General features: G+C 40.1%; 14 protein-coding genes. All 14 read left to right on the top strand.

What is annotated here, in order from left to right; translation table 11 throughout:
• Positions 1-139 precede the first annotated feature (139 nt).
• The 14 genes from SWOO_RS25510 (at position 140) to SWOO_RS10230 (ending at position 14,801) form a co-directional block, all read left to right on the top strand.
• Positions 140-1,507, top strand: a complete 1,368-nt coding sequence (locus tag SWOO_RS25510; protein WP_012324640.1) for a phenylacetate--CoA ligase family protein — start codon at positions 140-142, stop codon at positions 1,505-1,507.
• Positions 1,508-1,523: 16 nt separating this feature from the next.
• Positions 1,524-2,447, top strand: coding sequence for a carbon-nitrogen hydrolase family protein (locus SWOO_RS10290; RefSeq protein ID WP_012324639.1), 924 nt, complete (start codon positions 1,524-1,526; stop codon positions 2,445-2,447).
• A gap of 60 nt (positions 2,448-2,507) precedes the next feature.
• A complete protein-coding gene (locus SWOO_RS10285) occupies positions 2,508-3,332 on the top strand; it encodes a carbon-nitrogen hydrolase family protein (RefSeq protein ID WP_012324638.1) in 825 nt (274 codons plus the stop codon).
• Between the two features lie 2 nt (positions 3,333-3,334).
• Positions 3,335-4,546 carry a tyrosine decarboxylase MfnA gene (gene mfnA, locus SWOO_RS10280; protein WP_012324637.1) on the top strand — a complete coding sequence of 404 codons (1,212 nt, stop codon included), beginning with the start codon at positions 3,335-3,337 and terminating at the stop codon, positions 4,544-4,546.
• Positions 4,543-5,223: a class I SAM-dependent methyltransferase gene (locus SWOO_RS10275; RefSeq protein WP_012324636.1), complete on the top strand. Its 681-nt coding sequence runs from the start codon at positions 4,543-4,545 to the stop codon at positions 5,221-5,223. The genes mfnA and SWOO_RS10275 overlap by 4 nt, the downstream gene beginning before the upstream one ends.
• A 140-nt stretch (positions 5,224-5,363) precedes the next feature.
• Positions 5,364-6,203 carry a carbon-nitrogen hydrolase family protein gene (locus tag SWOO_RS10270; protein WP_012324635.1) on the top strand — a complete coding sequence of 280 codons (840 nt, stop codon included), beginning with the start codon at positions 5,364-5,366 and terminating at the stop codon, positions 6,201-6,203.
• Positions 6,203-6,976, top strand: coding sequence for an ABC transporter permease (locus SWOO_RS10265; protein WP_012324634.1), 774 nt, complete (start codon positions 6,203-6,205; stop codon positions 6,974-6,976). Before SWOO_RS10270 ends, SWOO_RS10265 begins: the two co-directional genes overlap by 1 nt.
• The gene (locus SWOO_RS10260; RefSeq protein ID WP_195742882.1) at positions 6,945-7,949 is read left to right on the top strand and encodes an ABC transporter ATP-binding protein; all 1,005 of its coding nucleotides are present in this window, start codon (positions 6,945-6,947) and stop codon (positions 7,947-7,949) included. Before SWOO_RS10265 ends, SWOO_RS10260 begins: the two co-directional genes overlap by 32 nt.
• Complete coding sequence (locus SWOO_RS10255; RefSeq protein ID WP_012324632.1) at positions 7,946-9,292, top strand: coproporphyrinogen-III oxidase family protein; 1,347 nt, start codon at positions 7,946-7,948, stop codon at positions 9,290-9,292. Before SWOO_RS10260 ends, SWOO_RS10255 begins: the two co-directional genes overlap by 4 nt.
• A gap of 29 nt (positions 9,293-9,321) precedes the next feature.
• Positions 9,322-10,038 (top strand): class I SAM-dependent methyltransferase, encoded by a 717-nt coding sequence (locus SWOO_RS10250; protein ID WP_012324631.1) that lies wholly within the window; start codon positions 9,322-9,324, stop codon positions 10,036-10,038.
• Positions 10,028-10,894: a carbon-nitrogen hydrolase family protein gene (locus SWOO_RS10245; RefSeq protein WP_012324630.1), complete on the top strand. Its 867-nt coding sequence runs from the start codon at positions 10,028-10,030 to the stop codon at positions 10,892-10,894. The genes SWOO_RS10250 and SWOO_RS10245 overlap by 11 nt, the downstream gene beginning before the upstream one ends.
• Positions 10,891-12,411, top strand: a complete 1,521-nt coding sequence (locus SWOO_RS10240) for a B12-binding domain-containing radical SAM protein (protein ID WP_012324629.1) — start codon at positions 10,891-10,893, stop codon at positions 12,409-12,411. The genes SWOO_RS10245 and SWOO_RS10240 overlap by 4 nt, the downstream gene beginning before the upstream one ends.
• Before the next feature lie 32 nt (positions 12,412-12,443).
• Positions 12,444-13,523 carry a BtrH N-terminal domain-containing protein gene (locus SWOO_RS10235; protein WP_012324628.1) on the top strand — a complete coding sequence of 360 codons (1,080 nt, stop codon included), beginning with the start codon at positions 12,444-12,446 and terminating at the stop codon, positions 13,521-13,523.
• A gap of 264 nt (positions 13,524-13,787) precedes the next feature.
• Complete coding sequence (locus SWOO_RS10230) at positions 13,788-14,801, top strand: class II aldolase/adducin family protein (RefSeq protein WP_012324627.1); 1,014 nt, start codon at positions 13,788-13,790, stop codon at positions 14,799-14,801.

Genomic DNA, 14,801 nt, shown 5'->3' with positions numbered 1-14,801 from the left:
TTATTTAATCAGCTATAACATTGATTATATTTAACGATAATATAGATATTAAAATAGAGTTCAACCACCCCAAGGGGTAGTAGACGAGTAATGTTCTTGGCTATAGGATTATTCCTAATTTCCACAGTGGAATTCAGATATGGCCCTCGTAAATAATAGTAAAACTAGCTGTAACACCCTTGGCAATCATAGCCATTCTAACGCAGCTTATGGCCAATATACTCAACATCTTCAACTGTTAAACAGTTATCAATCTAACTTTTCAATATCAGATGACTCTATTATCACGCAGTTAAATGATGCGATTAGATATGCAACAAGCTACAGCCCTTTCTATATAGATAACGCCTCTTGGCATGAGGTAGATACTATTGAAGCGTTTCAACACCTTCCTTTTACTTCTAAAGCAGATGTTAAAAGCTGTTACCCATTTAATCTACTCGCTGTGGATTTTTCTAACATTATCCGATATGGGGAAAGTACAGGAACTTCAGGCCAGTACAGCTCTGGGTTTGTCACTAAAAATGACTGGTTGAGCAATAATTTAGAAGTCTGTCTCAGTTGGGGGAAAATTCTATCAAATCAGGATATTTTGGCAGTAGCTGTTCCTTATGAATTAACCTACGTTGGCGCAGACATTGACCGAGTAGCAGAAATATTGAATGTCACTGTTGTGTCTATCGGCACAAATAACATCTTGTGTCCTTGGACGCGATTGGTCAATTTAATTAAAACCTACTCCATAACAACACTATTTTGTTCTCCGACAAGGGCAATTCGCTTAGCTCAACTTGCAACGGAAGCAGGCTTAGACCCTAAGAGCAGTACAGTTAACAAGATCATTTGTGTCGGAGAGCCAAGCTCTAGCGCTAAGCAGAAGTTCATCGCCGAGTCTTGGAATGCTAAAGTCTATAATCACTACGGTATGACTGAGGCATTAGCTGTAGCAACACCCTGCGAAAAGCAAAAATTGCACCTTTGCTCTAATCGGCTATTTTCAGAAACCTTATCCCCTAAAACAGGCAGCCCTGTCCCCTTAGGTGAAATGGGAGAGCTGGTCTTTACCACATTAAATACTGAAGCTATGCCACTAATTAGATACAAAACAGGCGATCTGATCCGATTAGATCATGAGCCTTGCTCTTGTGGTAACCCTCATCCCACTTTTACGCACCTTGGCAGAGAAGACGATATATTCGAGGCTCCTGATGGACTTCATCACTTTTCTGAATTAGATACAGTCTTGTTCAGTATACAAGGTCTTGAGCCCTACTTTTCATACACAGTGACCAACAACCAAACCTTGTCTATTTCCGCTTTTCATACCCAAACAAATACTGAAGATAAATCACTTACCGCCGAACGAATACGAACCGAAATAAGAAAAACATTTGATATTGAAGCCAATGTTAGTGTTTCAAACAATAACGAAATGCTTGAGATAATTGATAACTGTTCCAAACCAGGCACAGCAATACCAAGCTCCCCCTTAATGAGCCAGCAATAATGTCAGGATACTCTGCATGAAAGTCGTCACAATTCAAACAACATGGCAAGATGAGCCCAGACACAATGTCACCAAAGCATTAGAGTTGGTAGAGAGTTGCTGTATGAGTGATTCACCTGACATCATCTGTCTCCCCGAGTTTTTCCTCGGCCCACCTTGGTATATGCCCGGTCAATCAGCATTACAAGGGATCACAGATACCAATATCCCAGGAAAAATCACTGAGCAATTTGGAGCTTTGTCCAAAAAATATGCCGTGTATATCCTGCTAGGATCAATGGTCGAATCTTTGCAAAACGGAAAATACTGTAATACCGCAGTTCTATTAAATAGAGCGGGAGAGATTGCAGGCAAAGCTCACAAGGTTCATATGTTTGCTAATGAAACCGTTGTATGCGAACCGGGTAACTCAATAGAGGTAATTAATACAGAGTTCGGCCCAATTGGAATAGCTGTTTGTTCTGACTTCTGGGTTCCTGAAACCATAAGAATGTTAGCCCTTAAGGGGGCTCATACTATTTTTGTCCCAGGTGGCTCCTTAAAGCAGAATCTGGATGCCATGGTCAATGCCATTCATGCTACGGCATACCTTAATTGCGTCAATATTGTCTATATAAGCACTGTTGGAGAGATCCATGGAGAACGCGGCGGACGGACAATCACAGTCTCTTTCGCAGGGACCAGTATAATCGCGACTCCTGAAGGAATTATAGCAAAAGCACCTGATAATGAAGCCTCTACGCTTGTTGCCCACCTTTCAATTGAAAACATCCTTAAACTAAGGGCGCCAACATATAACGACGACACATGGAAAAACTTGCTATCAAGAGCGCCCTTTAGCTACAAAAAACTGAATGAAGATTACGTTGGGCTCGGTCGAGATTTAGTCGCTGAAACCAAAAAAAGTATTCAGCAAACCCAGCAGATCCCTCCTCCTTAGAATGATAAAGAAAAGTAGCGGCATTACTGCCAAATATTCGAGTAGCTTAAGGAAGGGATAATGAGAATTAAGGTTTTACAAACACAAAGAAAAGCGTCCATACAAGAAGCGCTAAAATATATCGTTAAACTTGTAGCTCAAGCCTGTCAAGAGCCTCAAGACTTTATCGTGCTACCTGAACATGCATTGATTCAGCCAGAATGCGGGTTGGATGAAGATACCGCTATAAAAATACAGGAAACCTTCTCCTCATTAGCACTCAAATACAACACCTATATTTTGACGGGATCATGGCTTGAGGTACAGGGCAGCCATACCGTCAATATTACCCGCCTTCTTGATAGAAAAGGCCACTGTCTAGCAAGTGTAAAGCATGCCTTTGATATGAAAGAAAACACAGAAGAGCGTTACCCAGTCATTGAGACTGATATGGGAAAAGTCGGCATATTACTAGGAAGTGATTTTTGGAATATAGAATCCTCTCGAATTCAAACTCTGCAGGGAGCCGAGTTAGTCTTAGTTTCGGGAAGTTTAACCACTAAAAACTTAAACTCCAAACAGTGCTCTATTTGGGGGATAGCAACATTAAATTGTATTGCCATTGCATATGCATCAACCGGTACATCTGTTGATACTAAAGATGAGAGTGCTGGCGGTAGCATGATCGCATTACCAAGTAACATTCAAGCTAAAGCAGAATGGAATCCAGAAGTCATACAGGCAATGTGGGATGACGGCTTGATGTCAAAAACTCGTGAAGCCGACTTAACATTCAAGAACACTCTCTGGTTTGGCTTATGGGCAAGACGAAAAGAGTTATATGCTCCCCTCTCTATGGCTGAAGATTTATCACATTCATCACCAACAAATGTAGAAGAGTGGTAAATATGCGTAAACACGGCCTCTCTAAATCAGAAGTATATTCCAATATACAGAAGCTACGTCAAACCGATGTACCTTGGGATCGAGTACTGAACTCTATCTGTACTCAGCCTCATGAGGTCGCAGTTAAGGCATTTACTGATGCAATAGATACCAACCTCGGTGATGTTCGTATTTTTCAGGGTACACATCAAATTGAGCAACAGGTTATTCAGTCCATATCTACCTTTTTACATGCAAAAGAACCTGCAGGTAGCCTAGTTTCCGGAGGAACAGAAGCAAACCTATTAGCCCTATACGTTGCCAAAAAGCAGGCAAGAAGCAAGGCAAAGAACAGACATGTCAGTGAAGTTATTTGTGCTGAAACTGTGCATTACTCTATGAAAAAGATCTTTGACTTGTTGGATTTAACAGCGGTGATCTTACCTGTAGATGAAAAATTCCGTATGGATATTTCTCAAATCAACAAACATATTTCAGAAAATACTGTAGCAATAGTCGCAACAGCGGGTAGCAGTGAATTCGGTTCAATCGATCCAATTGAAGAGTTAAGTGATATTGCAGTGGCGCATCAAATCTACCTACATGTCGATGCCGCAACAGGGGGCTTTATCATTCCATTTGCCAAAGCACTGGGATACCAATTACCCAATTTCGACTTTAGTTTACCAGGCGTATCCTCAATAACGATGGACCCTCATAAATATGGTTTAGCCAATATTCCTGCGGGGGGCATATTCTTTCGTGATCAGAGTTTAATTGAACTGATATCTCTTGACTCATTTTTTATTAACACACCTAGCCATAAGACATTTTTAGGCACAAGACCTGGCGGTGCTGCAGTTGCAACCTTTGCGGTTTTAGAGCACTTAGGCTGGGATGGTTATAAAGAGATCACACGTAAGAATTACGCCACTATGGAGTACTTGGTAGAGCAACTAAAGTGGCGAAACTATCAACTCGCCTCACCACCTGAGTTAAATATTGTGATAGTTGACCTACCAAATGCCGAAGAGGTCATGACATTACTGGAGGAGTGGGATTGGATAATTTCAGTATCAAAGCGATTCAGACACTGTCTACGGCTTGTCATTACTGCCCATGTAAACATTGAGATGATTGACAACTTTCTAACTGTGTTAGATGGGGCAGTAAACTGCCTGAGCGATACAGCCTCCTTAGAAAATACACAAGCAAGTCATGGGGCTAAAGGATGAATAATAACCACAGCTCATTCATCAATAGCAAAAGACGCTTTAACGATATTGCAAAATATCTGCATGCTTCCTTTCCTAAGCAAGCTGATCTCATCTTACATACATCGTTAAAGAAGGCAGATGCCTGTCAAATTGAAGCTTTGATTGCAGATATTCAGCCTAAATCAATATTAGAAATAGGTAGTTTTTGTGGCATCTCAACTAGATGGCTATCGAGCTGCAGTCCAACGATGAATATTACTTGTGTGGATCCTTGGATATCAGATGGAACTATCGATAGTGAGGCGATATTCGATCATATCAATGCAATACCAAATACACGCGTCAAAAAAGTTAAGGCTTATTTTGGTAGTCGAAATAACCAATCTTTTTCTGTGCCAACTAAATCTGGCGAAGATACTAAAGCTTTTGCTTATGAGCACCAGCTACCACTCTATTTTCCAAAACAATATTTTGATCTCGTATTTATCGATGGTGACCACCGAACCAGTAGCTCTATTAATGCTTTTATGCTCACTAAAGAGGTTTCAGAAAACATTATTTACCATGATGCAAATCTAAGAACTCACCAAAATGCAATGGAGATTATTGAACAGGAGTGGAGTGGAGAGTGGGCCATAAATAGGTTTCCAAACGGTGAGGATGGCCTTGCCCATTTAACAAAATTAAAGACGTAAAAAATACATAGATAAAACATAAAGATAATTTAGCTTACTTATGCACGTTTTATGTTGTTTATGGACAAAAACAACTTAACCAAAGCCCGAAATTAAGGCTGAACTGAATCTATCATTTTGGTGAATTGACGACAAATAACATGAGTTTATTTAAAGGAAAAGCCACAAACATTGCTGTAATACAGTACCGAATTATGCAGGATGATATGGAAGATAATCTGCAAAAAGTCGCCACACTGATCACAGCAGCAAAAAGTAAAGGCGCAAATTTTATTTGTTTGCCTGCTAACTTTGCGACTGGAATTAACTTTCCAAGTTTACGGCAAAATTCACAATCTTTGCACGACATTCAGTCCTTCTTATCTAAGCAAGCATTGGAACATGAAATACAGATTTGCGCGGGGGTTTTGGAGTGGAATGGCGGTGATATCTATGACAGCGCAATCCTTATCGGAAGTGATGGCCAACTATTAGCAAAATACCGCCGCGCATCTCTGTGGGAAGATGAACGTGACTTTATCTCCCAAGGAAAAGCTTGTGATGTGATCGATACACCACTTGGCCGCATTGGTTTACTGGTCAGCTACGATATACGTTTCCCGGAATCAAGTCGGCATTATTTTCAGCAAGAGGTCGACATTCTTGTATGTGTAGCAAATCTATTTACACGTTACTCCTTTCCTGTCGAAACCTTATGTAGAGCAAGAGCCGCAGATAACGGCTGCTGTGTCGTATTTGCAAGTGGCTTAGGAAACAATCGATTAGCGATGATGGATTACATGGGACGCAGCATGATCGTTGACGGCTTATGTGAAGCTATAAGTGATGATAATCGTTGCGACATACTGGCCCAAGCAGGCCAAGAAGAGTCAACGATAACAGCAATTTGGTACCCACGACAACAACGAAAAGTCAGATTGAAACAGCCTTACCTTCATGACTATATCCGCATGTCATCTATAAAACATGGAGAGGGTTGATGGAAATAGCAAACATAAAATACTGGGCTCGCGATGCATATAATTTGATCTATTTAGATCTACTTCAGTTTTTCAGAAGTAAATTAATCGTTATTTCGTCACTGTTAACCTCAGTAACTATGGTTTTGGCATTTGGATTAGGAGCGGATAATGGACAACCTATAGTCCCTATCGAAGGCAATTATTTTGCCTTTATTCTTCCCGGTATTCTTGCTGTAGGGATCATGTTTAGCAGCACCTATACAATGGGGTACACATTTATTGTAGATTGCCAACGCAGAACGATTGAAGACATAGTGCTCTCTCCGCTTTCATATGTGGGCTTTATAGTCAGTAGAATCATTGGCATGTCATTAAAATGTTCATTGCAATTCTTACTGGTATTAATGATCTCAATGCTGTTTTTTAATGCCACAATTGAATCCTACGTATTGCTATTTTTTGCATTTTTTACCGAATGCATCACCTTTGCAGCATTAGGGATCATCGTTGCCAGCTTCACCAACGAAATATCCTTTTCTAGCTTAATCAATATTATTATCATCCCGTTAAGTTATTTCGGAGGAGTATTTTTTCCACTGGATAATTTCGGTTCATTTTCAAATGTTGTAAGTGCACTCCCCTTAGCTGCTCATATCGAGGTTTTTCGAGATGCTATGGCGGCAACCAGCTCAACAGACCTCTACTTTAATCTCTTACTGACAACCTTTTACTCACTTACTTCAATTTGGGTTGCCATGTATGTCTTTAAATTCCGTATTCAAAGGTTCTAAAGAGGTGATGATGAGCTGCGACAATGAAGTACTCAAAGTAAGCAATTTAGGACTGAAACTCAGCTCTAACTTTGCACTGTCAATGATCAGTTTTAGCCTTAACAGAGGAGAAGCTTTAGCTTTAGTAGCAGCTAATGGCCATGGAAAATCCTCTTTAATACGGTTAATAACTGGCTTAACAAAACCTGATACAGGTTCAGTTACTATTTGTGGTTTATCTGCAAATAACTGGAGCAAAGCGAGTCAACATATTGGGTATATTCAACAATACAAATCCCTTCCTGATGAGTTAATGGTTAAGGAGTACCTCACCCACCAATTCACATTAAGGCGAGTGCCAAAACAACAATATACCGAGCTCATCAAACTCGCCGATCTGGAGATGTACCAAAATACTGCCGTAACAAAATTATCTGGCGGGAATCAAAGAAAACTCCATATTCTAGTCGCAGTCGCGCATAAACCAGATCTACTTATTCTTGATGAACCAACAACAGGTTTAGATGCCACATCAAGAGAGGTCATTTTAAGCTTCATCTCCCATCTAAAACGGACCGGTGTCAGCATCGTCTTTTCAACACACCACTCTGACGAATTAGAACAGCTCGCAGATCAAGTTCTTGTATTAGATCAAGGAAGACAAACCTTACTTTCGACTGTAAATGAATTCATCAGCACCTTAGGTAGCCCTTACCTGAAGCTATCACTGTTAAACCCAAATGTAGACATAGGAAAAACTAAGCACTCTCTAGATGAATGGCAGAAGCAATTTGGCAATTCACTTGAGGTTAAATCCGTAGGGCCACAGTTCCATATTGAGATAGCCGAGCAACAACAAGACATCTTGTCATCTGTCGTTAGCTATCTCTCTTCCGTCGGAATCAGGCTCAAGTCGATACACTGGTGTCACCCCAAACTAGCAGAAATTATGCGTCATTTATCAGGGAAAAATATTAGAGAGGATCATTCATGACATTACCTAATTTACCATTTTGGAAAGAGTACCCAACAAGAGACAGTGAGTGGGTTCGCCAATACCCAACAAGACATCACTCCATCAAAGAGGAAGAGGTATTTGGTAAACAACAGATGGGAATATACGTACACATCCCATTTTGTAATCGGCTATGTTTTAGCTGCCCATACATAAAACATCAAACCGATAAAACGATAACCCGGCGCTATTTAGATGCCCTAAAAACTGAAATATCAAATTACGCGGCGCGTCCATACGTTCAAGATCATGAAATTACACTTGGCTACATAGGTGGAGGCACTCCCACTGCTCTCTCCTCTGCTGAGCTAGAAGAGCTGCTAGGTCACCTTCACTCTGAGCTCAATATGAGTGACGATGTAGAGCTATCCATAGAAACTACGCCAATAGATATAACAAAAAAGAAGGCTGAAACTCTCTATAACAATGGTGTCAAACGCATTAGCTTAGGTGTACAAACATTCGTCCAAGAGGAGCTAGAGAGTATCGGTCGCCCTAGTGACCCAAAAATGTTGGAAAATGCGATCAAAATTTGTCAGGAAGCTGGTTTCACAAATATAAACATAGATCTGATGCATGGATTAAACGGTCAGACAATGGAAAGCTGGGAATATAGCCTAGACAAGGCAATCGAATTAGGCGTGACATGTGTTTCTTTTTACACCTATATGGAGTTTGCTCAGGTCAGTACAAAACGACGCAAATTACCACCGGTGCCCACCACAGACGTTGTTGATGAGATGTTTATGTTCGCGGCCAAAAAGCTCACTGAAAATGGATTTGATGGTTACTTTGGGGATTGTTTTGCCAAACCAGGCTACCAACCAAGATATGGTGAACGCTCATGGAGTGAAAATATTCCCATTATCCCGCTAGGACCAACCGCAACAGGCCATCTAAAAGATCACTGGTACTTTAATGAACCCTCCATCAATAAATATATTGAGGTCGTCAATTCAGGACAGCTCCCGATCTCAATGGGACAATATATCAGCAAAGAGGAAGCCATTCGCCGTGGAATGATTTTAGGTGTTAAGGCCTCAAAAGTTGATAGAAAAATGTTCAAACATCTTTATGGTGTTGATTTTGTAGAAAAGTTCCAAAGTGAGATACAAGATTTAGAAAGTAAAGGATTAGTCGAGTTGACACAAAATGAACTCAAAGTCACCGATCCCAAAGGCTGGTACTACCTAGACAACATCTCTAAGACATTTTATTCCGAGTCGTTCAAAAGGTACCCACAACATTTAGGTTCTGACATCACAGAGTTTCAATCTAGCGTTGCGGAGTGGCAACCAATTGAAATCACAACTCGACCATAACAAGTTAAAAGGAATTTATCGTGAAATCAATGTTTAAGATTCAAGATAGAAAACCAAGGAAAGCCCCTTTTAAAGATATTGACGTCGCAAGAGCCTATGACTTGGGCATGCGAAAATCAGCACTGATGTCTTATCAGAAACCAGCAAACAGGATTTTGGAACAAGCAAAGGATGAGATGTCAGACATCGTTGAAGTCGGTGTCAATACTGGGCTGTTATCGCTATATATTGGAGGTAAATTGCCAGATACCCCAGTGTCAGGTATTGAAGAGAACAAGATATTACTTGAAGTTGCTGAGGAGAATCTAAACCTTGCAGTTTGGTCAAGCAACAAAGGGGATATTGAGTTTGAAGGAGGCAAGTTTCATGCGATGCCCTTCGAAGATGGTTCAGCTGATATTGTTTTCTCTTTCTCCTCACTGCATATGTGGAGGAATCCAATTGCCGTTTTAAAGGAGTGTAAACGGATCTGCAAGCACGACGGAATTGTGATTATTGAAGACCTAAACAGAGCAGCAGAAGAGGGTCACATTACCTTTGTCTTGCAGTTTATCAAAGATGGTGGAAATGAATTTATTGAGGCACTTGGTAGCTCTTACACACCAGCGGAGTCCAGAAAGTTATTAAATGAAGCAGGCTTAGAGGAGTGGAACGTATATCAAGAAGATCTTGGACTAATCATCTCCTCTAAACCAATTGATTCATTGAGCTCTAACTTATATACCGAGGACTCCAATGATAACTGAGCCAATAAAAACCGCTGTTATTCAGCTGGAATGTAAACTAAGCCGCGAGTCCGGCAATATGCGCCGTGCAGAACGATACATCAAAAAAGCCATTAAAGATGGTGCTCAATTAGTCTGCTTACCAGAATCATTTCTAACCAGTGGAAACATTCTTGATGTCACTGATGTAGCGGTAACCATTCCTGGAGAGTGTACCGATAAATTATGCCAGATTGCCAAGGAGGGAGGGATCTACCTTGTCGCAGGCCTGTTTGAAGTTGACGGAGAGAGCTACTTTAGTACCTCTTTTCTCATCTCTCCTACTGGAAATATTATTGGTAAATACCGACGTGTGCACTGTTTTGAAATGGAAAGGAAATACATATCACAGGGGAGTGATTTTCCCGTATTCAATACTGATATAGGTCGGATTGGATTACTCCAAGGCTACGACATAAATTTCCCAATCTCCTGTATGGAACTGTACTGCAAAGAGGTTGATATTATTATCTGTACAGCGCTAATCCCCGAAGCCTTTTTTTACGTAACGAATCAATTATTAACCGCTAGAGCCATTGAGTCTCAGTGTTTTATTGTCTTTGTTTCAGGCATTGGGGCAAACCCTTATGCGGGCTTTAAATACATGGGTCGAAGCTCGGTAGTGACAGATCCTATGTTTTTAGAGAAGGAGTTATTTGATTTTGAAGACGGTGACGAAACCATGCTCATGATGGACATGGATGAAGGTTACAAGTTAATTGAACTGGATATCCATCGTTTACATAAATACCGAGAATCCAACAGTAGGATTGGAGACTTAGTCACATCCTCATACCTTCAAGGCTTATCACTCAATAATATTGAGGAGGAAACGTGAAAGTATTACTCATTTCAACCAATAAAATACGAGTTCCCCGGCCAGCACTCCCTATTGGGATGGCCTATATCTCCTCCGCTTTAAAGCAAGCTGGACATGAAGTACATGTGCTGGATCTATTATGGGAAGCTCGTGAACTCAAAGCCGTACTTGAGAAGCTAAAATCACATGATTTTGACCTCATAGGTATTGCGGTTCGTAATCTCGATAACCTGACATTTATTGACCCCATTTTTTTCGGTCCATTGACTCGAAAAATTGTTCAATGTGTACGCAAATACACCAACGCTAAAGTCGTGATTGGAGGCTCTGGTTTTTCTGTTGAACCAAAACCCTTTTTTGAATATGCAGAACCTGATTTTGGTGTCGCTGGAGAGGGGGAAAAAAGCATAGTAGAGCTGGCTGAATACATAATGAATGGAAAAGGAAAATTGGAGGAGATCTCAGGGCTTTGTTATATACGAGATGGCAAATTTATGCAGAACCCCTCATTTGGAAGCGTAGATGTCAGCACTGTTGAACCAGATAGAAGTATCTACGATCCTCAATACTTTGTTGACACAATATCATCTTCAACGGATCTCACCCGTGATACTCAACCCGCCATTGAAACACTGCAAACAAAACGTGGATGCAAATTGTATTGCTCATACTGCATCATTAAAAAAACTGAAGGCCGGGGAAATAGATTCAAAGAGCCTGCACTAGTTGCCAATGAGATCAAACAGGCAATGCTAAATAATCCTCAGGTCAAAGAATTTGAAATAGTCGATGCCACATTTAATGCTCCACTTGATTACGCAACAGAAGTGTGTGAAGCCATGGTTCGAGCTAAATTAACAACACCTTGGTACTGCCAACTATCCCCAACAGCTATTACTAAAGAGTTTGTCGACCTACTGGCAAGAGCTGGCTGTATAAGAGTTGATTTAGGTACTGATGCATTTTCAGAAGAGGGATTAGAGCATTTAATTAAAGGCTTCGATCAATCTAGAGTTGTTGAGGTGGATAAAATACTCTCGGCAAGCAAGTTGGAACATACCCACTGTGTATTTCTAGGCGCCCCAGGAGAGACACCAAAAGTTTTGAAAGACTCTATTGAATTTTCAATGAAATACCTAAAACCTAATCAGATTTATGCAAACCTTGGCATTAGGATATTTGGTAATACAAAGCTACAACGAATAGCTGTAAAAAAAGGCATTATCCAAAAAAATCACAACATGTTTCTTCCCACTTTCTATGTTGAACCCGAAACATTAGCCTGCGCAGATACACTTAACTATGTAAGAGATACCTACCTTAACCACAAGAACTGGTATCTATGGTGGGGCTTAAAAGGACAGACTCTTGTAGATCGCTCAAAAGAGACAATAAAAATTGTGCAGGATATGCATGAAGAGTACGAATATGAGATGAGAAATGTACCTCGATTTGATGATTGGCAAAATACAGCTCTCATCGGTAATGATGTCGGTCAATGGAACACAAATAAAATAGAAATAAAAAATGTATAACCAAGTGTGATGAATATAAGGAAATTAAAGAGATGAACGATACTCTACTTTCAAGTTCCCAACCATCAGCCCAGATATCAACAAATGTGTATGTCCATGCAACAGGTAAACATTGCGAGTCAACTTGCCAGCGAAATATCTTACTCTCCCTAGGCATAGATATAGAAGAGAATATCATATTTGGATTAGATGCTAGCTTTGGTTTTGCCTATCACACAGTGCAAGGAAACAGTGCTGATATCGTTCTAGGAAAACAAGCAATCTTCCCAATGAATGCAGCCCGCTTAATGGGAATTGATGTAGAAATACATCAATCTGCAGGCCCTAGTGTACTTATAGAGCTTCTCAAAAAATACACGGCGGTCATTACTCGCGTTGACATTTCACTGCTTCCCTATTGGGGGCTTGCAGGTAAAGCGCCCTTTGGCGGGTATTTTATCAATATTATTGATTACGATGAGCAGAGCGATTGGTTTGAGGTGTCGGACTCCTCTTTTACTGACACTCAATGGATAGACTCAAGTGAACTCTGTAAAGCAAGATCATCGACACTTTCTCCTCCCATTAATCCAGCAAATTGGTGCTGTGTATTTAAGTCTGTTAAACGCCAGCCTAATCTGCACACCATTGGACCAATAGCCGCTAAAAACCTTTGTCGAGAAGTACTAAAACCCAATTTCCGTAATTTAGGGATCCCAGGGATCAAGAAACTAGCAAAATCAGCACAGAATTGGCCCAATACTAAGCGAGGCTCTGTAGATGATGTTGATGGAGATGGAAATCCAGTAAGGAGTGATGCACTCACAAGACAGCTTGTATACCTAGGAAGACAAATAGAGCTATTTGGTACAGGTGGTGGTCTATTTCGACTAATGATAAGTGACTTCCTGACACATATAGCCAAAATAAATAACAATGAAACGATATTAAAAGCAGCAGAACTTTTTACAGAAAGTGGCATTTTATGGCAATCAGTCGGGCAAGAGTTATTGGCCTTATCTCCCTTAAGTTCATCTGAGACGACAGACTCTACATTAAAAATGCTTATTCATGAATTAGCAAAAATTGAAGCAATAGAAAAAAGTGCACTTGAAAAACTAGCCTTTATTTAACGACTAAGTGAGTAACGGTTGATGTATCTAATTTTCTACAAGTATTTGTTGAAATCAAATATGTACTGCTCACACGGGTAGTGAATATTTCATTTTCTTTCTTGTATGCTGATTGATAAGTAATCACTTTAATCGATTAAAAAATATGAAACAGTAATCGTTAATTTTTACTTTAATGAATTAATTTTTTGAGTACTGTTTCTTGAAAAGCCAACCATTTAAACCAACTAACATACAGAACTTTTATGGGGCGCAAAAAATATTATGTCAGTACAGGAGTTAGCCCAAATATCCGCCAAATATGGTCGCAATTTGTCGCTGGTTCAGGGAGCAGGAGGAAACACTTCCTACAAATGCTACCAAAGTGACTGTATGTGGATAAAAGCATCTGGTAAATGGTTAGGTAATGCTCTAAATGAGAATATTTTTATTCCTTTGAAGTTATCTGAGCTTAAACGTAGCTTTCTATTAGAGCCAACCAGTTCATTAGATCACCATGTGATGGAACACACTGTAGAGTCTGGTTTACGTCCTTCTATAGAAACAAGTATGCATGCCCTACTCCCACATAAATTTGTCGTTCACCTTCATTCAACATCGGTACTGGCTTGGTTAGTTCAAAAAAATATTGAATCTAACATAGCAGGCAGGCTTACAGGACTTCATTGGTGCCTTATCGATTATGTAAAACCTGGGGCAGCCCTAACGGAATCAATATTAAATACTATCAAACAAGATACAAACATCATTCTCCTTAAAAATCATGGCGTTGTGATTTTAGGAAAGTCTGTTACTGAAATTGAACAGCTAGTTAGAGAGGTGGAATCAAGACTTTATTGTCCAAAACGATCAACTACCCCCTATGCAAATATAGCTAACTTATTAGCACTCTCAGCTGGCAGTGATTATAGACTGCCCTCATATCCAGACATTCACTCTTTAGCACTAAACAAAAACTCCTATCGAACAGCAAAAAAAGGCCCTCTTTTTCCAGATCAAGTTGTGTTTCTCGGTGAGTCAATAAAAACAATAACTAAATCAATAGTTAAAGATAAAAACCCAGTAAATTCCCCTCAGATGCTATTGATGGAAGGAAAAGGAGTACTAATAAATAAACATGTATGTAAAACAGGTGAACAACTGGCTTACGGTTTGTCCTCTGTATTACTAAAACTCCCAGAAAAGCACGTCATACGTTACTTAAGCGATTCAGAGATCATGGAGCTTACCAATTGGGATGCTGAAACATATAGACACTCGATGACGAGCTCAATTTAA

The organism is Shewanella woodyi ATCC 51908 (assembly GCF_000019525.1).
Classification (GTDB): Bacteria; Pseudomonadota; Gammaproteobacteria; order Enterobacterales; family Shewanellaceae; genus Shewanella; species Shewanella woodyi.
Note: the sequence above shows the minus strand (reverse complement) of the source record. Positions and strands in the feature narration are given on the sequence as shown.